Annotated in this window: 18 protein-coding genes and 1 pseudogene; 12 read left to right on the top strand and 7 right to left on the bottom strand. The window is 74.3% G+C overall.

The genetic code is table 11. From position 1 onward, the window contains the following. From ACFVXJ_RS29495 to ACFVXJ_RS29485, 3 genes and pseudogenes are all read right to left on the bottom strand, one after another. Positions 1–288 (bottom strand): annotated as a pseudogene (locus tag ACFVXJ_RS29495) (LytR family transcriptional regulator); the annotation flags it as partial. A 223-nt stretch (positions 289–511) separates the two neighbouring features. Further along, the gene (locus tag ACFVXJ_RS29490; protein ID WP_389666302.1) at positions 512–1,726 is read right to left on the bottom strand and encodes an LCP family protein; all 1,215 of its coding nucleotides are present in this window, start codon (positions 1,724–1,726) and stop codon (positions 512–514) included. Positions 1,727–1,897: 171 nt separating this feature from the next. Then, positions 1,898–2,647, bottom strand: coding sequence for a TIGR03089 family protein (locus ACFVXJ_RS29485; RefSeq protein ID WP_389666301.1), 750 nt, complete (start codon positions 2,645–2,647; stop codon positions 1,898–1,900). Between the two features lie 139 nt (positions 2,648–2,786). Between ACFVXJ_RS29485 and ACFVXJ_RS29480 the strand changes: the two genes are divergently transcribed. Continuing rightward, positions 2,787–4,247, top strand: a complete 1,461-nt coding sequence (locus ACFVXJ_RS29480) for a peptidoglycan recognition protein (protein ID WP_389666299.1) — start codon at positions 2,787–2,789, stop codon at positions 4,245–4,247. A gap of 418 nt (positions 4,248–4,665) precedes the next feature. Continuing rightward, positions 4,666–5,661 carry a DNA-3-methyladenine glycosylase family protein gene (locus ACFVXJ_RS29475; RefSeq protein ID WP_389666297.1) on the top strand — a complete coding sequence of 332 codons (996 nt, stop codon included), beginning with the start codon at positions 4,666–4,668 and terminating at the stop codon, positions 5,659–5,661. Between the two features lie 24 nt (positions 5,662–5,685). On the opposite strand, the gene ACFVXJ_RS29470 is transcribed toward ACFVXJ_RS29475, so the two are convergent. Genes ACFVXJ_RS29470 through ACFVXJ_RS29460 form a run of 3 tightly spaced genes read right to left on the bottom strand, consistent with a single transcriptional unit; the run spans position 5,686 to position 8,561 of the window. Continuing rightward, a complete protein-coding gene (locus ACFVXJ_RS29470) occupies positions 5,686–6,981 on the bottom strand; it encodes a coenzyme F420-0:L-glutamate ligase (protein ID WP_389666295.1) in 1,296 nt (431 codons plus the stop codon). Next, complete coding sequence (gene cofD / locus ACFVXJ_RS29465; protein WP_389666293.1) at positions 6,978–7,937, bottom strand: 2-phospho-L-lactate transferase; 960 nt, start codon at positions 7,935–7,937, stop codon at positions 6,978–6,980. Before cofD ends, ACFVXJ_RS29470 begins: the two co-directional genes overlap by 4 nt. A 42-nt stretch (positions 7,938–7,979) precedes the next feature. Beyond that, the gene (locus ACFVXJ_RS29460) at positions 7,980–8,561 is read right to left on the bottom strand and encodes a cysteine dioxygenase (RefSeq protein WP_389666291.1); all 582 of its coding nucleotides are present in this window, start codon (positions 8,559–8,561) and stop codon (positions 7,980–7,982) included. A 640-nt stretch (positions 8,562–9,201) separates the two neighbouring features. On the opposite strand from ACFVXJ_RS29460, the gene ACFVXJ_RS29455 reads away from it, so the two are divergent. From ACFVXJ_RS29455 to ACFVXJ_RS29445, 3 genes are all read left to right on the top strand, one after another. Further along, positions 9,202–9,465, top strand: coding sequence for a WhiB family transcriptional regulator (locus ACFVXJ_RS29455; protein WP_003983763.1), 264 nt, complete (start codon positions 9,202–9,204; stop codon positions 9,463–9,465). Positions 9,466–9,676: 211 nt separating this feature from the next. Next, entirely contained in the window at positions 9,677–13,342 is a 3,666-nt protein-coding gene (locus tag ACFVXJ_RS29450) for a glycosyltransferase family 2 protein (protein ID WP_389666289.1), read from the top strand. Beyond that, a complete protein-coding gene (locus tag ACFVXJ_RS29445) occupies positions 13,339–14,847 on the top strand; it encodes a DUF5719 family protein (RefSeq protein ID WP_389666287.1) in 1,509 nt (502 codons plus the stop codon). Before ACFVXJ_RS29450 ends, ACFVXJ_RS29445 begins: the two co-directional genes overlap by 4 nt. Here ACFVXJ_RS29445 and ACFVXJ_RS29440 read toward each other — a convergent pair. Then, complete coding sequence (locus ACFVXJ_RS29440; protein WP_206308958.1) at positions 14,832–15,215, bottom strand: metallopeptidase family protein; 384 nt, start codon at positions 15,213–15,215, stop codon at positions 14,832–14,834. The genes ACFVXJ_RS29445 and ACFVXJ_RS29440 overlap by 16 nt on opposite strands. A gap of 283 nt (positions 15,216–15,498) precedes the next feature. On the opposite strand from ACFVXJ_RS29440, the gene ACFVXJ_RS29435 reads away from it, so the two are divergent. The 7 genes from ACFVXJ_RS29435 to ACFVXJ_RS29405 form a co-directional block, all read left to right on the top strand. Beyond that, positions 15,499–15,873, top strand: a complete 375-nt coding sequence (locus tag ACFVXJ_RS29435; RefSeq protein ID WP_389666285.1) for a DUF3499 domain-containing protein — start codon at positions 15,499–15,501, stop codon at positions 15,871–15,873. Between the two features lie 88 nt (positions 15,874–15,961). Then, positions 15,962–17,332 carry a phosphomannomutase/phosphoglucomutase gene (locus ACFVXJ_RS29430; RefSeq protein ID WP_389666284.1) on the top strand — a complete coding sequence of 457 codons (1,371 nt, stop codon included), beginning with the start codon at positions 15,962–15,964 and terminating at the stop codon, positions 17,330–17,332. 137 nt (positions 17,333–17,469) lie between these two features. After that, the gene (locus ACFVXJ_RS29425; RefSeq protein WP_136217718.1) at positions 17,470–17,655 is read left to right on the top strand and encodes a Trm112 family protein; all 186 of its coding nucleotides are present in this window, start codon (positions 17,470–17,472) and stop codon (positions 17,653–17,655) included. A gap of 69 nt (positions 17,656–17,724) precedes the next feature. Continuing rightward, on the top strand, positions 17,725–18,858 hold the full coding sequence (locus tag ACFVXJ_RS29420; protein WP_389666282.1) for an SIS domain-containing protein: 1,134 nt from the start codon (positions 17,725–17,727) through the stop codon (positions 18,856–18,858). A gap of 51 nt (positions 18,859–18,909) precedes the next feature. After that, entirely contained in the window at positions 18,910–20,067 is a 1,158-nt protein-coding gene (manA, locus tag ACFVXJ_RS29415) for a mannose-6-phosphate isomerase, class I (RefSeq protein WP_389666280.1), read from the top strand. Positions 20,068–20,162: 95 nt separating this feature from the next. Next, on the top strand, positions 20,163–21,131 hold the full coding sequence (locus ACFVXJ_RS29410; protein ID WP_389666278.1) for a cation diffusion facilitator family transporter: 969 nt from the start codon (positions 20,163–20,165) through the stop codon (positions 21,129–21,131). A gap of 285 nt (positions 21,132–21,416) precedes the next feature. Then, a partial coding sequence (locus ACFVXJ_RS29405; protein ID WP_389666369.1) for an adenosylhomocysteinase occupies positions 21,417–21,517 on the top strand: 101 nt, incomplete at its 3' end.

The raw sequence follows: 21,517 nt of genomic DNA, 5'->3' as shown, positions 1-21,517 counted from the left end.
GCGGGGCGGGCCGCCCCCCCCCCGCCCCCCGGGGGGGGGGGCCGGGCCCCCCCCCCCCCCCCCCGGGGGGCCCCCCCCCCCCCCCGCCGCCCCCCCCCCCGGGGGCCCCGCGGGGGAGGTGACGGGGGGAGCCGTACGCGAAGTGCGCGCTCTGCGGGGGGTGGCGACGGACGGCCGCTGCTCAGCGGAATTGCCCAGTCGCAGTTCGTAGTTGCCGGTGCGGGGGTTGAGAACCCACTGGTCGGCGGGGTCGATTTCGTCCGCCCGCCCACGGCTTTGCGCATCCACGGTTGCTCGAATCCTCCGTCGGTGCCTCGCGACGCGCCTCCCCCAAGGCGCCCGGTCAACGTCCGGCTGCTGGTGCCCGGCGTCCTTAGCGGCCTGGGCACCGGATCGCTCACCTTATCCGGCCATGTCGTCCTCAAACCATGGCGGTGACAAAACCCACCCCCCGCATAACGTGCCAAAGCGCCCAACCGGAGCGGTTGGACCACCCGCCTTTTGGATTGCTTTACCGGCAGTCGGGAGTGTCCGCCGTGGTGCCGGTGAAAGTGGGGACGGGCGAGGGGGGCACGTCGGTCGCGGTGAGCCACGGATAGCGGGTCCGCGGCCCGTCCGTGGACAACGGACCGGCGGGGGGTTGGGACGCGGTCGGCGCGGGCGGGGTGACCGTCAGCGGCCGGTCCGTCCGCAGTCGGAGGAACAGCCGGGTCGCATCCGGCTCGACCAGTTCGTCCCGATTCGGGTCGGCGGCGTACGGGCGGCGCGGCACCGTGAGGAACCGGACCTGGTCCGTCGGGATGTCCCGCACGCCCCGCACGAGTTCGTACAACCCGCGCAGCGAGGCCAACCCCGGGTCGGTGGTCACCGAGGACGTCGCCGCGTCCAGCAGCGGATAGAGCCGCCCCGGGTTCAACAACACCCCGTTGCTCTGCACCTTCTTCACCAGGGCGGCGAGGAACTGCTGCTGGCGCCGCATCCGTTCGGTGTCACTGCCGTCGCCCACGCTGTAGCGGGCACGGACGAAACCGAGGGCCTGCTCCCCGTGCAGCATCTGACGCCCGGCGGGCAGCCGCAGCCTGGCCTCCGCGTCGTCCATCGGCTGCTTGAGGCAGACCTCCACCCCACCCACCGCGTCCACCATCTTCTTGAACCCGCCGAAGTCCAACACCATGTGGTGGTCGATCCTGATCCCGGACAGCTTCTCCACCGTACGGATCGTGCAGGCGGCCCCGCCCCACTGGTACGCCCAGTTGAACTGCGCCCGCTGCTCCTCGGTGCGGCTCCCGTCCGCCGTCAGGCAGCCCGGGATCTCCGTCACCAGGTCACGGGGTATCGACACGGCCGTCACGCTCTTCCGGTCCGCGGGCAGGTGCAGCAGGATCGCGGTGTCCGAGCGCTGGCTGCCCTTGTCCCGACCGTAACGGGCGTTGTCCTTGCCCGAACGGGTGTCCGAACCGATGATCAGGATGTTCTGGGCGCCGTCGGTGAGGTGCGCCGGGCGCTCGCGCTCGTAGCGCCCCAGCTCGGCGGCGGCGGAGGTGTCCTCGCGGATGTTGCCCTCCAGCTTCCGGTACAGCCACCACCCGGCGGCCGACCCCGCCAGCACCAGCAGGGCCAGCCCGAGGGCGATCCAGCGCAGCAGTCGGCGCCGGTGGCCGCGCACAGGCGCGGGAACGCCTGTGCCCGCTCCGGTGCCGCCCGGTATGCCCGCGCTGTCCCGCACTTCCGTACCGTCCCCTCACCCGTACCGGTCGGCCGCACGGGTGGGTGCGGCCTGTGCCGATCCTGCCCCCGGGCGGCCGGGGCGGCCCGGGGGCAGGCCCCTGTAAAGGGCCGTGCGGGTGACAAATCGGGGGGAGTGGGCAGGGAACGGGGCGGTACGGTCGGGCTCCGGTCAGCCGGTGTGCGTGACCCGCTCGCTCTCGACCCGCTGCGCCAGCCCGGCCTCCGGCAAGCGGTCGAGGTTCCGGCACAGCACCACCGAGCCGCCCGAGGCGAGGGCGGCGAACAGCCCCGCCGAGAGTCCCTGCCAGGTGTCGTAGCCCAGCCCCGACAGCACCCGGGAGCCCTCGCCGAGCCCCCGCTCCGCCGCGTCCTCGCGGGCCCGGGCGACGACCTGGGCGTACGAGAGCTCCTCGCCGCCCACCACCAGACCCGGGGCGTCCGCGTCGACGGGCTGGAACGGCGCGAACCGGTCGCCCTGCCCCGGCACCTCCACCGCGTAGTCCGCGAACCCGGCCGGCGGCTGCGGGAAGCGCCCGCCCAGCGGCCGCAGCGCCAGCGCCACCCGCTCCCCGGTACAGGCGGCGGCCGCCTCCAGGGTGTCCGGGCCGCTCACCACCACGTCGGCCGCGGCCGGATCCCCGTCCACCTCGGCGACGACCCCGACGGAGGCGCAGGCGAGCAGCCAGACCGCGCTCTGCCAGTGCGCCGGGAGCAGCAGCGCGAGCCGGGTCCCGGGCTCGGCGCCGAGGTCGCCCTGGAGCAGGTTGGCGGTCTTGGCCACCCAATTGGCGAAGGTGGCGACGGACAATTCGACGCGCTCGCCCGTGGCGTCGTCGTAGAAGGTGACGAGCGGGCGGCCCGGATCGGCGGCGAGCGCGGATCGCAGCAGGTCGGCAGGGGTGCGGTCAGTGGCGTTCACCCGCCCCAGCGTACGCGGCGCCCTCCGCCGTACGGCGGCCCGCGGCTCCCCCGTACGGGGGAGGGGTATCCGCGTTCCAGCGGACGGGGCGTCAGTTCCCCGATGGCGGTTCGTGGTGCGCGTGCCCAGCATCTTTTCCATGCGTGGATTCCTTGCTTCCTCGATCGGCGTCGCGACGGCTGCCGCACTGGCCCTGCCGCTCGCGCTGACCACTCCGGCCCTGGCGGTCGCGCCCGGCGGCGCGACCGTCCCCGTGAACCCAGCCGGGTCCACCCAGTCGCTGCCGTTGGTGCCCCTCGGGCCGACGGCGGACCGCACGCCCGGCGTCCCCGGCATGAGCGCCACCCCCCGCCTGCCCGAGACACGCGGCCTGACCGCACGCGAGGTCAAGACGTTCTCGCTGGTCGGCGTCGTCTGGGACGACGCGAACACCCGGCTGCTCGGCCGGGTCCAGGTCCGTACCCGCTCCGCCCGCACGGCGACCTGGTCCGACTGGCAGGACGTCGAGACCCACAACGGCGAACACGCGGCCGACCCCGAAGCGGCCGAACGCGGCTCCGGCCGCGTCCGCGGCAGCACCGCCCCGCTGTGGGTCGGCGAGTCCGACGGGGTCGAGGTCCGGGTCCGGGCCGAACCGGGCACCGGGTCCGCCACCGCCCCGCTGCCGTCGGGCATGCGGCTGGAACTCGTCGACCCCGGCACGCAGAGCCGTACGACCTCCGCCACGACCTCCGGCACGACCGTCACCGACGGCAAGAACCCCGACAAGGCCTCCGACCGTGAGGCGACGGGGCCGCGGGACGACGACAGGGACGACGACAAGGGGGACGCGGAACTGGCCCCCGGCATGACCATGGAGATGGCGGAGTCCTCGTCCGCGAACCTCCCGTTGGCCGCGCTGGGAGCCGACGAGATCACCGAGCTGAACAAGGCCGACTCCACCGCCGACGCGATCGCCGCCAGTGACGGCAGCCTCGGCGCCGCCGCCCGGCCCTACATCGGGCCGCGGCCCCGCATCGTCACCCGCAAGGGGTGGGGCGCCGACGAGAGCCTGCGCGAGTCCGGCTTCGTGTACACGAGCACGGTGAAGGCGGCGTTCGTCCACCACACGGCCTCCGGCAACAACTACGCCTGCACGGACGCCCCGTCGGTGCTGCGCAGCCTCTACCGCTACCACGTGCTCAGCGAGGGGTGGCGCGACATCGGCTACAACTTCGCCGTCGACAAGTGCGGCACGGTGTACGAGGGCCGGGCCGGCGGGGTCGCCAAGCCGGTGCTCGGCGCGCACACCATGGGCTTCAACACGAACAGCATGGGCGTCGCCGTGATCGGCACCTTCACCTCCACGGCCCCGCCCGCGGCGGCGGTACGGGCGGTGGCCGGCCTCACGGCGTGGAAGCTCGGCCTCTTCGGCGTGGACCCCCGTGCGAAGACGACCCTCACCTCGGGCGGCGGCAACCGGTACGAGAAGGGCACCAAGGTCCGGATGAACGTCATCTCGGGCCACCGCGACGGCTTCGCCACGGAATGCCCGGGCCGCCTCCTCTACAACCAACTCCCCCCGACCCGCACCACCTCGGCCAAACTCCAGGGCCGCTGACGCCCCGACCCCACCGGCCGCGCTCGGCCCGCGCCGTGTGGGGCGCGGGCCGCTCGCGCGGCGGCGCGACACCCGGCCGGGTCCCGCTTCGGCGCGGGGGTCCCGGACCCGGGGTCCCGCACCGCACCCGGCCCCGGTGCCGCGGGGCAAATCCAGCCTCGTGGGGTCCCCCCGGACGGAGTCTGGGGGAGTTGAGGCGCGGGGTGCGGGGCGGAGCCCCGCAAAGCCCGGCGCAGCCGGGGCCGCTCGCGCGGCGGTGCCGTACCCGTACCCGGACCCGGGGTCCCGTACCCGGACCCGGGGTCCCGGACCCGGACCCGGGGTCCCGGACCCGGACCCGGGGTCCCGGCGGGACCTCGCACCGGCCCGGGCCCCCGGCCCGGCCTCGGGCACCCCGCCCCCGGGATAGGCTCAAGGCGTGGCCGGCCGCTTCGATCCCCTCACCCCCACCGCAGCCCGCGGCGGCCGCACCGGCGTGCCCAGCGGCCCCGGCCGCCGGGCCGGAGCCGGCGCGCGCAGCCGCGTCTGGGCCCCGCCCGGCCCCCTCGACCTCGGCCTCACCCTCGGCCCCCTGCGCCGCGGCCCCGCCGACCCCACCTTCCGCACCACCCCCGACGGCTCCGTCTGGAAGACCAGCCGCACCCCCGACGGCCCCGCCACCCTCCGGGTGGCCGCCGCCGCCCACGAGGTCCACGCCGAGGCATGGGGCCCCGGCGCGGCCTGGGCCCTGGACACCCTGCCCGCCCTGCTCGGCGCCGACGACGACCCCGCCGCCTTCGTCCCCCGCCACCGCCTCGTGCACAGCAGCCACCGCCGCCGCCCCGGCCTGCGCCTGACCCGCACCGGCCTGGTCCTGGAGTCCCTCGTCCCGACCGTGCTGGAGCAGAAGGTCACCGCCGACGAGGCGTACCGCGCCTGGCGCCGCCTGGTCCGCCAGTACGGCGAGCCCGCCCCCGGCCCGCGCCAGGACCTGTATGTGATGCCCTCGGCCCGCACCTGGACCCTGATCCCGTCATGGGACTGGCACAAGGCGGGCGTCGACATGAAGCGCTCCGCCACCATCCTGCGCGCCGCCCGCGTCGCGAACCGGCTGGAGGAGGCCGCGACCATGGAACCCCTCGCGGCCGCCCGCCGCCTGGAGGCCGTCCCCGGCATCGGGCCCTGGACCTCCGCCGAGACCCTCCAGCGCAGCAACGGCGCCCCCGACGCCGTCACCACCGGCGACCTCCACCTGCCCCGCATCATCGGCTTCGCGCTCGCCGGGGACCGGGACGCCGACGACGCGGTCATGCTGGAGCTCCTCGCCCCGTACGCGGGCCAGCGCCACCGCGCCGCCCGCCTCGTCCTGCTCGCCGGGCACGCACCGCCCCGCCGGGCCCCGCGCATGTACCGCACGGACATCGGCAAGCTGTAGGGGCGGCTCGCCGGACCGGGCCGTTCACCGGACCTCGACGAACGCCTCCGCGTCCCGCGCCGGCCGCTCCGCCGGAGCCGCCGCCGGATGGCCCACCGCCACGGCTCCCATCGGGTCCCACCCCTCGGGCAGCCCCAACACCTTGCGCACCACGTCCCGGCAGAACATCGTCGAGGACACCCACGCCGAGCCCAGCCGCTCCCCGGCCAGCGCGACCAGGAAGTTCTGCACGCCCGCGCCCATGGCGACCACGAACATCTCGCGCTCCGCCGCGTCCCGCCGGGCGTGCCCGTAGTCGTGCGCGCCGTCCGTCACCATGCACGGCACCACCAGGTAGGGGGCGCCGCGCAGTACGTCCCCGCGCCGCACCCGCTTGGCGATGGACTCCTCGGACTTCCCGTCCCGCCGCAGGTCGGCGATCCACGCGTCCCGCATCGCGTCGAGCAGTTCCACCCGCGCGGCGGCCGACTCCAGCAGCACGAACCGCCACGGCGTCGTGTGGTGCGGCGCCGGGGCCGTCACCGCCGCCGCCACCGCCCGGCGGACCGCGCCGGGATCCACCGGGGCGTCCGTGAACGCCCGCACCGTCCGGCGCCCCGTCACGGCCTCCCGTACCGCCTCCGACGTGCCGAGCCGGAACATGTCGTCGTCCGCCGGCCGGACCAGGTCCGCCGCCGAGGACCCCTCGCCCAGCAGGTGCGGCAGTCCCCGGACCACGGCCACCGGCAGCCCGGCCGCCTTGCCCTTGACGAGGTCGCCGGCCGCGGCGAGTTCGTCCGCCGTGGCGACGACCGTCGCGCTCAGCGGGTTGCCGTGCGCGTCGAAGCCGCCCCGCAGGTCGTCCAGTACGCGCACTCCGGCCGCGCCGATCGCCACGTCCGTCAACCCGCTGCGCCAGGGCCGCCCGAAGGTGTCCGTCACGATGACGCCCACGTCCACCGCGAGCGCCTCCCGCAGCCCCTCGCGGATCGCCGCCGCCGAGGCGTCCGGGTCCTCGGGGAGGAGCAGCACCGTCCCCGGTTCCGTGTTGGAGGCGTCCACGCCGGCGGCGGCCATCACCAGCCCGCGCCGGTCCTCGACGATCCGCAGGGCGCCCCGGCGGGCGACGACCCGTACCGTCTCGGCGTCTATCGCCTCCTCGCGGGAATCGGCCCGTACGATCCGACCCTCCGCCTTGGACACGATCTTCGAGGTGACCAGCAGCACGTCGCCGTCCCGCAGCCCCGGTTCCGCCGCGGCGATCAGCCGGGCGAGGTCGTCGCCGGGCCGGACCTCCGGAATGCCGGGGACCGCGCGCACCTCGTACGAGGGGGCACTCACCGGGACGCCTCCGCCAGCTCCAGCGCCGCCCGGGCCATCTCGGCCGTGGCGGCGGTGTCGGTCATCATCAGCGGTACCGCGCGGCAGGTGATCCCGGCGGCCTCCACCTCCGCGACGGCGTCCGCGTCGGCGGTGTCGACGAGCCAGCCGTCGAGCAGTCCCGTCCCGTAGTGCAGGGCGACCGCCGCGGCGGTGGACTCCACGCCGACCGCGGCCAGCACCTTGTCCGCCATCCCGCGCACGGGGGCGCCCCCGACGATGGGGGAGAGCCCGACGACCGGCGCGTCGGCGGCGGCCACGGCCTCCCGGATGCCGGGCACGGCGAGGATGGTGCCCACCGACACGACGGGGTTGGACGGCGGGAAGAGGATCACGTCGGCGGCCCCGATGGCCTCCAGCACGCCGGGCGCGGGCTTGGCCTGCTCGGCGCCGACCGGCACCACGGCCTCCGCGTCGACCGAGGCGCGCATCCGGACCCAGTACTCCTGGAAGTGGACGACCCTGCGCTCGCCGGTCTCGGGGTCGGTGACGGCGACGTGCGTCTCGACGCGGTCGTCGGACATGGGCAGCAGCCGTACGCCGGGCCGCCAGCGGTCGCAGAGGGCCTCGGTGACGGCACTGAGCGGGTAGCCCGCACCGAGCATCTGCGTACGGACGATGTGGGTCGCGAAGTCGCGGTCGCCGAGGCCGAACCAGGTGGGTCCGACCCCGTACGCCGCGAGTTCCTCCTTGACGGTGAAGGACTCCTCGGTACGGCCCCAGCCCTGGTCCTCGTTGATGCCACCGCCGAGGGTGTACATCACCGTGTCCAGATCGGGGCACACCTTGAGCCCGAACAGGTGAATGTCGTCACCGGTGTTGCCGATGACCGTGATGTCCGCTTCGGGGACGGCGGACTTGAGTCCGCGGAGGAAACGGGCGCCGCCGATACCGCCGGCCAGAACAACAATGCGCATGCAGCGCAGTCTGTCAGGCGCCGCCGCCCGCGGGCGGTCCGGTCAGACGGACAGGGTCGCGGGCCGGGCCTCGGGCCGCGCCGGGGAGCAACTGTGCATGGGCATCTCGGTCAGGCCGGGGAAGTAGACGTGCAGGCTGACGGCCCCGTCGAGGGTGTCGTTGACGACCTCGTGGGCGTAGCCGGGGGCGAAGACGCGCTGGGCGCCGGCGGCGAGGGTGAGCGGGCCGCGCGGGCCGCGCTCGGTGAGCTCGCCCTCCAGGACGGTCAGGATGCCGGAGGAGTCGCCGTGGTCGTGGAGGCCGCTGCCCTGCCCGGGGACCCAGCTGAGCAGCCACACCTCGTAGCCGGGGCCGGTGCGCAGGCGGTGGTACCAGCGGGTGGTGGCGTCGTAGCGGACCAGGTGCTCCCACTGGGTGCGGTCGGCCGCGACGGAACGGGCGAGGCCCACGAACTCGGCGACGGTGGCCGGGTGTTCGCGGGCGGGCTGGAGCAGATGCGGTACGGAGAGGATGTCGCCGGCGATCTGGAGGTCGCTCTCGATCACGGCGGGGGCGGCGGGCCGCGGGGCGTCGGTCGGAAGGGCGCCGGTGCGGAGGGCGCTGGTCTGGGGGGTGCTGTTCATCGGGGGAGTCCTCGACGGATGTCAGTCGTGCTGGCGGTCGCTGTTGGGGGAGCCGGTCGCTCGGGGAGCCGGGGCTCCGGAGGCATCAACAGCAGCAACAGCGACAGCGAACCTGGGCAGCGCACAGGAACCCACGAATGGGGGTCCGGGTGGCGGCTGCGGGCGCTGACATGCGTACAAGGAGAACGGTCCGGGGGCCGGACTGTCAACCCAATGTCGGAAATGGTCGAAAAGATTCACCTCATCCGGTTACTGCGTGCGGAGAAAGGTTTGTGCAGCCCCGACCAGGGCATGTGGCGCTGGGTATGGCCCTTCCGCCCGACCTCAAACCTCATGGCGTCAGTCGTGACCGGAATGTGATCCGCGCCGCATCTTCGACCGGATCGCAACCACACGCCGGAGTGACGCGTGGGCTACGAGTGCGGGCGGTAGCTTCGCGGCACCTGTGGCATGTGTCACGATATTTGGCGATATGAACACTTAATGCATTCGCTTGGTTCCGCAGGGTGAATAAGGGGCCCAATAGCAGACCCCGGCTTGACTGCGCCGGAGCCACGCACTTGTAATTTCACTCGTGTCGTTACGTAGCGATCAGTAACGGCAACACCACGGGGACGCACAGACAGAGCGAGGGGCGCACATGACCGAGCTGTTTCAGGAACTGCTGGTCGAGGAGGCGGACGAGGAGCTCGGATGGCAGGAGCGCGCTCTGTGCGCCCAGACCGACCCCGAATCCTTCTTTCCCGAGAAGGGCGGCTCCACCCGCGAAGCCAAGAAGGTCTGCCTCGCCTGCGAGGTCCGTTCCGAATGCCTTGAGTACGCCCTCGCCAACGACGAGCGATTCGGCATCTGGGGCGGCCTCTCCGAGCGTGAGCGCCGCCGCCTGAAGAAGGCGGCCGTCTGAGCCGCTCCACGCCCGGACGGACACGTCCGACCGCATAGCGAACCAAGCCAACGGTCCGCCTCCCGCACCTTCCCCGCAGGAGGCGGACCGGTGTGTTCCCAGCCGTTAGTGTGGGGCGCTGTCCAGCAGCCTCCGAGGGCACACCACCCCCGGACCTCCCCCAGGACCCGTCCCGGGGGAACCCCCCCACGGTCGGAGGGCCCGTACCGCGATGTCCCCGCTCAGCAGCTCGACGGCCTCCCATCAGGCGGCCGGCGCACCCGAGTTCCCCCGGCACGTCGTCACCGCCGTCCTCGTCGCCCACGACGGCGCCCGTTGGCTGCCCCGCACCCTCGCCGGCCTCCTCGCGCAGGAACGCCCCGCGCAGCTCCACGTCGCCGCCGACACCGGAAGCTCCGACGACTCCGCGCGCCTGCTCGCCGAAGCCCTCGGCCCCGACAACGTTCTCCACCTCGCGCGCCGCACCGGATTCGGCACCGCGGTGGACGAAGCCGCCCGCACCGCCGGCATGCCGACCCTGGAGGACCTCCCGTACCTCACGCGCCCCAGCGGCTGGGACCCCGTCAGTCGCACCTGGCACGACGACGCCTACGACCTCCCCGAACTCCCCCACGGCGAACCCGTCCAATGGCTCTGGCTGCTCCACGACGACAGCGCCCCCGAGCCCGACGCCCTCACCGAACTGCTGCGCGTCGCCGACGAGAACCCCGACGCCGCCGTCGTCGGCCCCAAACTCCGCGGCTGGTACGACAAGAGGCAGCTCCTCGAAGCCGGCGTCACCATCGCCCGCGGCGGCCGCCGCTGGACCGGCCTCGACCGGCGCGAACAGGACCAGGGCCAACACGACCAGATCCGCCCCGTCCTGTCCGTCTCCACCGCCGGCATGCTGGTGCGCCGCGACGTCTACGACGCCCTCGGCGGCTTCGACCGCCGGCTGCCCCTCATGCGCGACGACGTCGACCTCTGCTGGCGCGCCCACAGCGCCGGCCACACCGTGCTCGTCGCCCCCGACGCCGTCATGCGGCACGCCGAGGCCGCCGCCCGCGAACGCCGCACCGTCGACTGCGCCGGCCGCTCCGCCGTCAGCCCGCACCGCGTCGACAAGGCCGGCGCCGTCTACACCGTGCTGGCCAACTCCTCCGGCCGCGCCCTGCCCTACGTCCTCCTGCGCCTGATCGTCGGCACCCTGCTGCGCACCCTGGGCTACCTCATCGGCAAGGCCCCCGGCCAAGCCGTCGACGAGTTCACCGGCCTGCTCGCCACCCTGCTGCGCCCGGGCCGGATCCTCGCCGCCCGCAAGGCCCGGCGGCGCCCCGCCGTCCCCGCCGCCGAGCTGCGCCCGCTCTTCCCGCCGCCCGGCTCCACCGTGCGCGCCAACGCCGAACAGCTCGCCGGGTACTTCGGCGCGGACGGCGACACCGACACAGCCGGAGCGAGCCGGCACGGCGCCGCCGCCCCCCTCGAACCGGGCTCCGAAGACGCCGACTACCTGGAGATCGAACAGTTCGCGCGGCTCAAGCGGATCGCCCGCAAACCCGCCCCCGTCCTGTTCGCCCTCCTCCTGCTCGTCTCCCTCATCGCCTGCCGCGCCCTGCTCTTCGGCGGCTCCCTCATGGGCGGCGCGCTGCTGCCCGCCCCGGACCGGGGCCTCGACCTCTGGCGCGCCTACACCTCCGACTGGCAGCCCGTCGCCGTCGGGACCACCGCCGGCGCACCGCCCTACCTCGCCGTCCTCGGCGCCGTCGCCACCCTGCTGTTCGGCTCCGCCCAGGGCGCCCTCACCCTGCTCCTCGTCTGCTCGGTGCCCCTCGCCGGACTGACCGCCTACTTCGCCTCCCGGCCGCTCGTCGAATCCCGACTGCTGCGCGCCTGGGCCGCCATCGCCTACGCCTTCCTGCCCGCCGTGACGGGCGCCCTCGCCGCCGGCCGGCTGGGCACCGCCGTCCTCGCGATCCTGCTGCCCCCGCTGGCCCGCTCCGCCGCCACCGCCTTCGGCCTCGCCGCGCCCGCCGACTCCCCCGGCGGCGACGGCGGCAACGGCGGTGACCGGCGCGCGGTGTGGACCACCACCCTGCTGCTGACGCTGGCCACCGCCTTCACCCCCGCCCTCTGGCCGCTCGCCGCGGTCCTCGGCGTCGCCGCACTCCTCTCCCGCCCCGCCCGCCGCGCCGCCCACGCGCTCCGGCTGCTCGCCGTCCTCGCCGTACCGCTCCTGGTCCTCGCACCCTGGTCGCTGGGCCTGCTCACCCACCCCGACCGCTTCCTGCGCGAGGCCGGCCTGCCCTACACCACCCGCCCCGCCACCGCCCTCGACCTGCTCGGCGCCGGCCCCGGCGGACCCGGCACCACCGGCGCCGCCCTGCTGCTCGGCGTCGTACTCGCCGCCCTCGCCGCCCTGCTGCGCGCCGACCGACGGTTCGCGGTGCGCGCCGCCTGGACCACCGCCCTGGCCGCGCTGCTGCTCGCCGTCCTCGTCAACCGGAGCGGCTGGGCGGGGCCGGCCACCCTCGTGTACGGCCTCGCCCTGCTGACGGCCGCCGTGGTCGGCGCGGACGGCGCCAAGGAACGCGTCGCCGCCCGCAGCTTCGGCTGGCGCCAGCCGCTGGCCGCCCTGATCGCGCTCGGCGCCGCCGCCGGCCCCCTGCTCTGCGCCGCCGGCTGGATGGTCGCCGGCGCCGACGGACCCCTCCGGCGCCGCGACCCCGTCCAGGTCCCCGCCTTCGTCGCCGCCCAGGCCGACGACAGCAACCGCAGCCGCACCCTGGTCCTCGGCGGCACCTCGCCCACCACCGTGTCCTACGCCCTCGTCCGCGGCTCCGGCGCCCGACTCGGCGACGCCGAACTCCTCGCCGAGGCCGGTGCCGAACCCCGCCTGGCCAAGGTGGTGTCCAGCCTGGTCTCCGGCTCCGGCGCCGACCAGTCCGCGCAGTTGGGCGGTTTCGCCATCCGCTACATCGTCCTCCCCGCCGACGGGCCCCGGCAGTTCCGGCAGGTCCTCGACGCCACCCCCGGCCTCAAGGCCAACCGGCAGGACGACGGCACCGCCGTCTGGGAGGTCGAACGCTCCCTCGCCCGCGCCGTCATCGTCCCCGGCAAGCAGGGGCAGGCCCCCATCGCCGTCGAGGCGGGCCCCGTCGAGGCCCACACCAAGATCCCCGCGGGGGACGAGGGCCGGCTGTTGCGGATCGCCGACCGGGCCGCCCCCGGCTGGCAGGCCACCCTCGACGGCAAGCCGCTCAAGGCCAAGACCGTGGACGGCTGGGCGCAAGGCTTCGAATTGCCCGCCAAGGGCGGCCGCCTGGACCTCGCCTACCAGGACTCCCTCGCCCGGGACGCCTGGCACTGGGCGCAGGCCCTGCTCGCCCTGCTGCTGCTCGTCCTGGCCCTCCCGGGCCGCCGGGCCCGGCTCGACGACGACCTCCCCGAGGAAGACGCCGCCGTCCCGGAGCAGCCCGGCCCCGGTGAGGGCCGGCGCGCCCGCCGGCTGCGCGCCGGAGCGGAGCCGCAGGCCGAGGCGCCGACCCCCACGGAAGCCGCCGTCGCCGCCGACCCGTACGCGCAGATCCCGGCGCAGCCGACGTACGGCGACCAGGGCTACGGCGACCAGGGCTACGGGGAGCGGGCCTACGCGGACCCGGCGTACGGCGACCAGGCGTACGCGGAACCGGCGCCCGGCGAGGAGACGTACGCCTACCCGGCCTACCCGTACGAACAGCAACAGCAACAGCAACAGCAGCCGTACGCCGAGCCGTCCCCCTACCCCCGGCAGCCGTACGACCCGTACCAGCAGCCACAGCACCAGCCGCACCAGCAGGAACAGCCGCCGTACACCTACGGACAGCAGGACCCGCGCCAGGACGGGAGCCCCCAGCAGTGAAGCAGCGCGCCCCCCTCACCCTGGCGGCCGTCGCGGCGGCACTGGCCGCCATCACCGGCATCGCCTCCCTCACCGCCGCCCCGGCCGCATCCCCCGCCGACGGAAAGCGGGCGGCCGGCTCCCGGATGCCGGTGGAGCAGTCCGTGCTGGTGTGCCCCGCGCCCAGTTCCTCCGACATCGCCGAGACCACGTACACCTCGATCACCCCCGGAGCCGCCGGCGGCAAGGGCGCGGCCCGGCTCGCCACCAAGGACGGCAAGACGGTCCTGGAACCGAAGGAGCCGGGCAAGCCCGTCGGCGCGACCGCCTCCGGCGCCGAGGCACCCGCCCTGACCGGCACCGCGAGCGGGAGTCTCGCCCCCGGCTGGACCGCCCAGCAGACGACGAAGGTCGCGGTCGGCCAGGCGCGCGGCCTGCTCGGGGTCGGCTGCACCAGCCCCGGCACCGACTTCTGGTTCCCCGGCGTCAGCACCGCCAAGGGCCGCCAGGACTACATCCACCTCACCAACCCCGACGACACCGTCGCCGAAGTGGACATCAAGCTCTACGGCCCGGACGGGCTGCTCAAGGACAAGCCGGGCAGCCCCGACCGCGTCTTCCAGGTCGACCCGCATTCCACCGCCCGCGTCCTGCTCTCCCCCCTCGTCCCCGACACGCAGGTGGCGGACGTCACCGCGCACGTCACGACCGGCTCGGGCCGGATCGGCGCCTCCGCGCAGATCTCCGAGGACGGCGTGGGCGCCGACTGGCTGCCGGCCTCCACCGATCCGGCCGGGTCCCTGGTCCTGCCGGGCATCCCGGCCGACGCCACCTCCGTACGCCTGGTCGCCTACGCGCCCGGCCAGGACGACGCCGACCTGAGACTCCGCCTCGCCGGACCGGGCGGCACCCTCACCCCCGCCGGGAACGAACAGCTCCACGTCAAGGCCGGCATGACGGCGAGCGTGGACCTCAAGGACGTGACCCGCGGCGAGCCGGGCTCGCTCCTGCTGACCCCGGCCGACCCGAAGAAGCCCGTACCGGTCGTCGCCGCGGTACGCGTGGTGCGCGGCAGCGGCACCAAGCAGGAGCTGGGCTTCGTCCCGGCCACCTCCCCGGTCGGCGCGCGGGCGACCGTCGCGGACAACCGCTTCGACGACAAGGCGACCGTCCTGGCCCTCACGGCGGTCGGCGCCGACGCGAAGGTGCGCGTCACCGCCTCGGCGGGCACCGAGGGCGGCGGGCCGGCCGTCCGGGAACTCACCGTCAAGGCCGGCACCACCCAGGCCCTCTCCCCGCCTCCCGCCCCCACCGGCGGCAAGGGGACGTACGCCCTGACGATCGAGACGCTCTCCGGCGGACCGGTCCACGCCTCGCGGACCCTGACGCTGCCCCAGGACGGCGTCCCGATGTTCACGGTCCAGCCGTTCTCCGACGACCACTCGACGGTGGCCGTGCCGAAGCCCTCGCAAGACCTCGGGGTCCTCTTCCAAGGCCCGGCACCCGAGGGTCAGTCCTGGCCGTAGCGCGGGTCCACGATCTCCGGGGAGAGCCCCAGCAGGTCCGCCACCTGTTCCACCACGATCTCGTGGACCAGCAGCGCCCGTTCGTCCCGTGACTTCGCGCGGATCTCCACCGGCCGCCGGAACACCACGATCCGGGCCGGCCGGCCCTCGGCCGCCTCGGCGATCCCGCCGAGCGGCACGGCCTCGTCGTTCCAGCCGCCCTCCGGGCCGCCCGGTGGCCCGGGCACGTCCGCGACGACGAACTCCACCTCGGCCAACTGCGGCCACCGCCGCTCCAGCCGCTCCACCGAATCGCGCACCAGGTCACCGAAGAGCTCCGACCGGCTCGCCGCCAGCGGGACCTGAGGAGGCGCCACCGGCCCCCGCATGCCCCGTCCGTGCCGGTCCCGCCGGCGCGGCCGAGGCTCGGAGGGAGGGGGCAGGGAGTCGGCGGAGGAGGGGCCAGGAGGGCTCGGGGGAGTCAGCGGGCTGTCCGTCACCCCCGCAGGGTAGCCCTCACCCGGCCGCCCGGCAGGGGCCCGGCCCTGTCACGGACCGATGTCGTACCGCGAACGATCCGGCCAAGGTTCCCGCCCGTTCGAGGCGACACGGCCGGGTGGCCGACGGCGGAGTCGTCGCGGCCCGGTCAAGAGTGCGGTACCGTCCAACGTCGTGAGCCTTGTACGTCGCTGTTCGCGCACCGCGTGCGGCCGCCCTGCCGTCGCCACACTGACGTACGTCTACGCCGACTCGACCGCAGTTCTCGGCCCGCTCGCCACCTACGCCGAACCCCACTGTTACGACCTGTGCGCCGAGCACTCCGAGCGTCTGACCGCCCCCCGGGGCTGGGAAGTCGTGCGTCTGACGGACGGCGGCCCCCCGTCGCGTCCCAGCGGTGACGACCTCGAAGCGTTGGCCAACGCCGTGCGCGAAGCCGCCCGTCCGCACGACCGCGCCGCCGAGGCCGGCACGTCCGTACCGGGCCCGCAGACCCCCGGCGAGACCCGCCGCGGACACCTGCGCGTCCTGCGCTCGCCGGAATCCTGACGGCCGCCCGCCCCCTCCTCGCCCGAAACCCGGTACTCCGTCCAGGGTAGGTTTGCCCTACCGCACGGATCCTTCAGGAGGGCAGGCAGTGGCCGCAGATCTTTCGAACATCGTCAAGGCGTACGACGTACGGGGCGTCGTACCGGACGAGTGGGACGAGCCGCTGGCCGAACTGTTCGGTGCCGCCTTCGTCGAGGTGACCGGGGCGACGGCGATCGTCGTCGGACACGACATGCGTCCCTCCTCGCCCGGCCTGTCCGCGGCCTTCGCCCGCGGCGCCGCGGCCCGCGGGGTCGACGTCACGCTGATCGGTCTGTGCTCCACCGACCAGCTCTACTACGCCTCCGGCAAGCTCGACCTGCCCGGCGCGATGTTCACCGCCTCGCACAACCCGGCCCAGTACAACGGCATCAAGCTGTGCCGGGCGGGCGCCGCCCCGGTGGGCCAGGACACCGGACTGGCCACCATCCGCGAGCTGGCGGAGAAGTGGTCGGACGAGGGCGCCCCGGCGATCCCGGCCGGCACCACCCCGGGCACCGTCACCGAGCAGGACACCCTCGTCGGGTACGCCGAGCACCTCAAGTCGCTGGTGGACCTGCGCGGCATCCGCCCGCTCAAGGTGGTCGTGGACGCGGGCAACGGCATGGGCGGCCACACCGTCCCGACCGTCTTCGAGGGCCTGCCCCTGGAACTGGTCCCGATGTACTTCGAACTGGACGGGACCTTCCCCAACCACGAGGCCAACCCCCTGGACCCGAAGAACATCGTGGACCTCCAGGCACGGGTGAAGGCCGAGGGCGCCGACCTGGGCCTCGCCTTCGACGGCGATGCCGACCGCTGCTTCGTCGTCGACGAGCGCGGCGAAGGCGTCTCCCCGTCCGCGATCACCGCGCTCGTCGCGGCCCGCGAGCTCGCCCGCAACGGCGGCAGCGGTGTCGTGATCCACAACCTGATCACCTCCTGGTCCGTCCCCGAGGTCGTCAAGGAGAACGGCGGCACCCCGGTGCGCACCCGCGTCGGCCACTCCTTCATCAAGCAGGAGATGGCCGCCTCCGGAGCGATCTTCGGCGGCGAGCACTCGGCGCACTATTACTTCAAGGACTTCTGGAACGCGGACACCGGCATGCTCGCCGCGCTCCACGTCCTGGCGGCCCTGGGCGGCCAGGACGGTACCCTCTCCGACCTGGTGTCCTCCTACGACCGCTACGTCGGCTCCGGCGAGATCAACTCCACCGTCGCCGACCAGGCCGGCCGCACCGCCGCCGTCAAGGACGCCTACGCCTCCGGGGACGGCGTCACCGTCGACGAACTCGACGGCCTCACCGTCACCACCGCCGACTGGTGGTTCAACCTGCGGCCCTCCAACACCGAGCCGCTGCTGCGCCTCAACGTCGAGGCCCGCGACCTGGCCACCCTCGCCAAGGTCCGCGACGAAGTCCTGGCCCTCGTCCGCGCGTAACCGTCCGCGGGCAACCGTGCGCGGGCAACCCGACCCCGCGCACACCCCCTGTGTCACCGTCACCGCCGGGCCGCGATCCAAGCGACCCGGCGGTACGCTGACCTCGCCCAAACCGCATGTTCGAAGGGAAGCGCACCATGCCGCTCGAAGCCGGCCTTCTGGAGATCCTCGCCTGCCCCGCCTGCCACTCGCCCCTGGAGGACAAGTCGGCCGACGCGGACGCCCCCGAGCTGATCTGCACCGGCCAGGACTGCGGTCTCGCCTACCCGGTCCGCGACGGCATCCCGGTCCTCCTCGTCGACGAGGCCCGCCGGCCCGCCTGAGCGCCGCTCCGCCCGCACCACGACACCCCGCGCAGACCGCAGACGTCGTCAACCCCGCCGGAGGCCGCCATGCTCGACGAGTCCATCCTCGACGCGCCGGAGGAACTCGCCCGCGCCGACCGCCGGGGCCTCCTGCGCGGCGCCGCCGAAGCCGGGGCCCGCGTCCGCACCGCCGCCCGGCACGCCACCGAGGCCGGCCTCGGCGACCTGCGACCCGAAGGCCGACCCCGCGCCGTACTGATCGCCGGGCCCGGCACCGCGGCGACCGGCGTCGCCGACCTCCTCGGCGCCCTCGCCGGAGCCTCCGCCCCCGTCACCCGCCTGCACCCCACCGGCGTCGCACACGCCGCCGGGGCGCTGCGCTGGACGCTGCCCGGCTGGGCGGGGCCCGTCGACCTGCTGCTCATCGCCACCACCGACGGCACCGAGCCCGGCCTCGCCGTCCTCGCCGAGCAGGCGTACCGGCGCGGCTGCACCGTCGTGGCCGTCGCTCCCGAGCGGTCCCCGCTGAGCGAAGCCGTGGACGGCGCGCACGGAGTCCTCGTACCGATGGCCAAGGCCCCGTACCAGGAGTACGACGAATCGGCCGCCGCCGGCCCCGGCGCCCTGTGGGCCCTGCTCACCCCGCTCCTGGTGCTGCTCGACAAGGTCGGCCTCGTCGCCGCCGCCCCCGCCGAACTGCAACTCGTCGCCGACCGGCTCGACCACACCGCCGAACGCTGCGGGCCCGCGATCGCCACGTACTCCAACCCGGCCAAGACCCTCGCCACCGAACTCGCCGACTCGCTCCCGCTCATCTGGAGCGAGGGCGCCGCGGCCGGACCGGCCGGCCGTCGTTTCGCCGCCACCCTCGCCGAACTCGCCGGCCGCCCCGCACTGGCCGCCGAACTCCCCGAAGCGCTGCCCGCCCACGGCGTCCTGCTCGCCGGGGCCTTCGCCGCCGGCGCCGACCCCGACGACTTCTTCCGCGACCGCGTCGAAGAACCGCAGGCCCTCCACGCCCGCGTCGTCCTGCTGCGCGACCGGCCCACCGGCGGCCTCAGCGCCGCGCCCGCCGCCCGCGAACTCGCCCTCGGCCACGACACGGCCATCAGCGAACTCGAACCGGAGGAAGGCGGCGAACTGGAACAACTCGCCGAACTCCTCGCCGTCACGGACTTCGCCACCGCCTACCTCGCGCTGGCCTCCCGGGCACACGGCTGAGGCAGCCACCGGCACCTCCGCACCACCAGATCCACCTCCAGGAAGACGACGATGGACCGCCTCACGAACCCGATCCGCCCCTACGCCTGGGGATCCACCACCGCGATCCCCGGACTCCTCGGGGTGGAGCCCACCGGTGAGCCGCAAGCCGAGCTGTGGATGGGCGCCCACCCCGGCGCCCCCTCCCGACTCGACCGGGGCGCGGGCGAACTGAGCCTGTCCGAGGTCATCGCCGCCGACCCCGAAGGCGAACTCGGTGCCGCCGCCGTCGCCAAGTTCGGCCCCCGACTGCCCTTCCTCTTCAAGATCCTCGCCGCGGGCGCGCCGCTCTCCCTCCAGGTCCACCCCGACCTGGCCCGAGCCAAGGAGGGCTTCGAGGACGAGGAACGCCGTGGCGTGCCCATCGACGCGGGCCACCGCAACTACAAGGACCCCAACCACAAGCCCGAACTGATCTGCGCCCTCACCCACTTCGACGGGCTGTGCGGCTTCCGCCCGCCGCTGGAGGCCGCCGACCTCCTCGAAGGTCTCGGCGTCGACTCCCTCAAGCCCTACGTCGACCTGCTGCGCGCCCACCCCGTCGACGCGGCCCTGCGCGAGGTCCTCACCGCCGTCCTGACCGCCGACCGCGCCGAGATGGCCCGTACCGTCGCCGACGCCTCGGCCGCCGCCGAGCGCCTCGGCGGCCCCTACGCGCCGTACGTCGGGCTCGTCCACCACTTCCCCGGCGACCCCGGCGTCATCGCGGCCATGCTGCTCAACCACGTACGCCTCCAGCCCGGTGAAGCCATGTTCCTCGGCGCCGGCGTCCCGCACGCCTACCTCGACGGCCTCGGCGTCGAGATCATGGCCAACTCCGACAACGTGCTGCGCTGCGGGCTCACCCCCAAGCACGTCGACGTCCCCGAACTGCTCAAGGTCGTCGTCTTCGAACCGGGCGAACCGGGCATCCTGCGCCCCGAGGACGAGGGCGAGGAGGTCTACGAGACCCCCATCGACGAATTCCGGCTGTCCCGGTACGTCCTGGCCCCCGGCGCCGCCCCGCGCACCCTCCCCGACAACGCCCCGCAGATCCTGCTGTGCACCGCCGGCCGGCCGCGCGCCGGTGAACTCACCCTCGCCCCGGGCGAGTCGGTCTTCGTCCCGGCCGGCGAGAGCGCCGTCCTGTCCGGGGCCGGCACCGTCTTCCGCGCGACCGTCGTCATCTGACGTACCGTCCCTGGGGGCGGCTGCTGCAACAATGTGCCGCCGTAGCGCGGGCCCCGGTCGGGCGGGCCGCACCGAGGAAGGGACATCCTGCACCCATGAGCGCGTCGGGCGGTACCAGGGCTATCGTGGCGGCACTCGCCGCCAACCTCGCCATCGCCGTAGCCAAGTTCGTGGCCTTCGTCTTCAGCATGTCGTCGTCGATGCTTGCGGAAAGCGTCCACTCACTGGCCGACTCCGGCAACCAGGCGCTGCTGCTCCTGGGCGGCAAGAAGGCCCAGCGCGAAGCCACGCCGCAACACCCCTTCGGCTACGGGCGGGAACGCTACATCTACGCCTTCCTCGTCTCGATCGTGCTGTTCACCGTCGGTGGCATGTTCGCCCTCTACGAGGGCTACGAGAAGGTCAACCACCCGCACCCGATCGAGGCCTGGTACTGGCCGATCGGCGTGCTCGTCTTCGCCATCGTCGCCGAGGGCTTCTCCTTCAAGACGGCGATCAAGGAGTCGAACGAGCTGCGCGGCACCCAGACGTGGAGCCAGTTCATCAGGCGGGCCAAGGCCCCCGAACTCCCCGTCGTCCTCCTCGAAGACGCCGGCGCCCTCGTCGGCCTGGTCCTCGCGCTGGCCGGCGTCGGCCTCGCCCTCGCCACCGGCGACGGAATCTGGGACGGCATCGGCACCCTCTGCATCGGCACCCTGCTGATCGTCATCGCCGTCGTGCTCGCCGCCGAGACCAAGTCGCTGCTCCTGGGCGAGGCCGCCGGCCCCGAGCAGGTGGAGAAGATCCTGGCCGCCGCCGTCGACGGGAACACCGTCACCCGCGTCATCCACATGCGCACCCTGCACCTCGGCCCCGAGGAACTGCTGGTCGCCGCCAAGATCGCCGTCCGGCACGACGACACGGCGACCGAGGTGGCCCGGGCCATCGACGCCGCCGAGGCCCGCATCCGCGAAGCCGTCCCGATCGCCCGGGTGATCTACCTGGAGCCGGACATCTACCAGGCCGACGTGGCGCGCGCCAGCGCCGACCCCGCCGCCGACCCCGCCGCCGGTCAGGACCACTGAGGCCACGACCGACCGGCTCCGCGGCCCCGCCCCGGGCCCGGAGCCGGCCGGTCGTGGCGTCTCCTCGGCCACCGTTCCGCTGGGCGTCCACCGTTCCACTGGGGTCCACGGCACTGATCGGGTAGATTCGTCATCAGTGTCAGGCGTCGCTGCTGATGGCGGTCGGGCGGTCCTCGTGACCGGCCGAGGGGAGAGAGGGCCCCCGACGGACTGTGCTGAGTGCTCTGGTGCGCCAGCGCACGGCCCAGCCGTACCCACCCTCTCGAACCATGAGGAGCAGCACCCATGGACTTCAAGGTCGCAGACCTGTCCCTTGCCGCGTTCGGCCGCAAGGAGATCACCCTGGCCGAGCACGAGATGCCGGGTCTGATGTCGATCCGCGAGGA

This window comes from Streptomyces sp. NPDC058279 (genome assembly GCF_042881255.1).
In the GTDB taxonomy this organism is placed as follows: domain Bacteria; phylum Actinomycetota; class Actinomycetes; order Streptomycetales; family Streptomycetaceae; genus Streptomyces.
The sequence above is the reverse complement of the archived record's forward strand: the minus strand, read 5'-3'. Positions and strand labels throughout refer to the sequence as shown.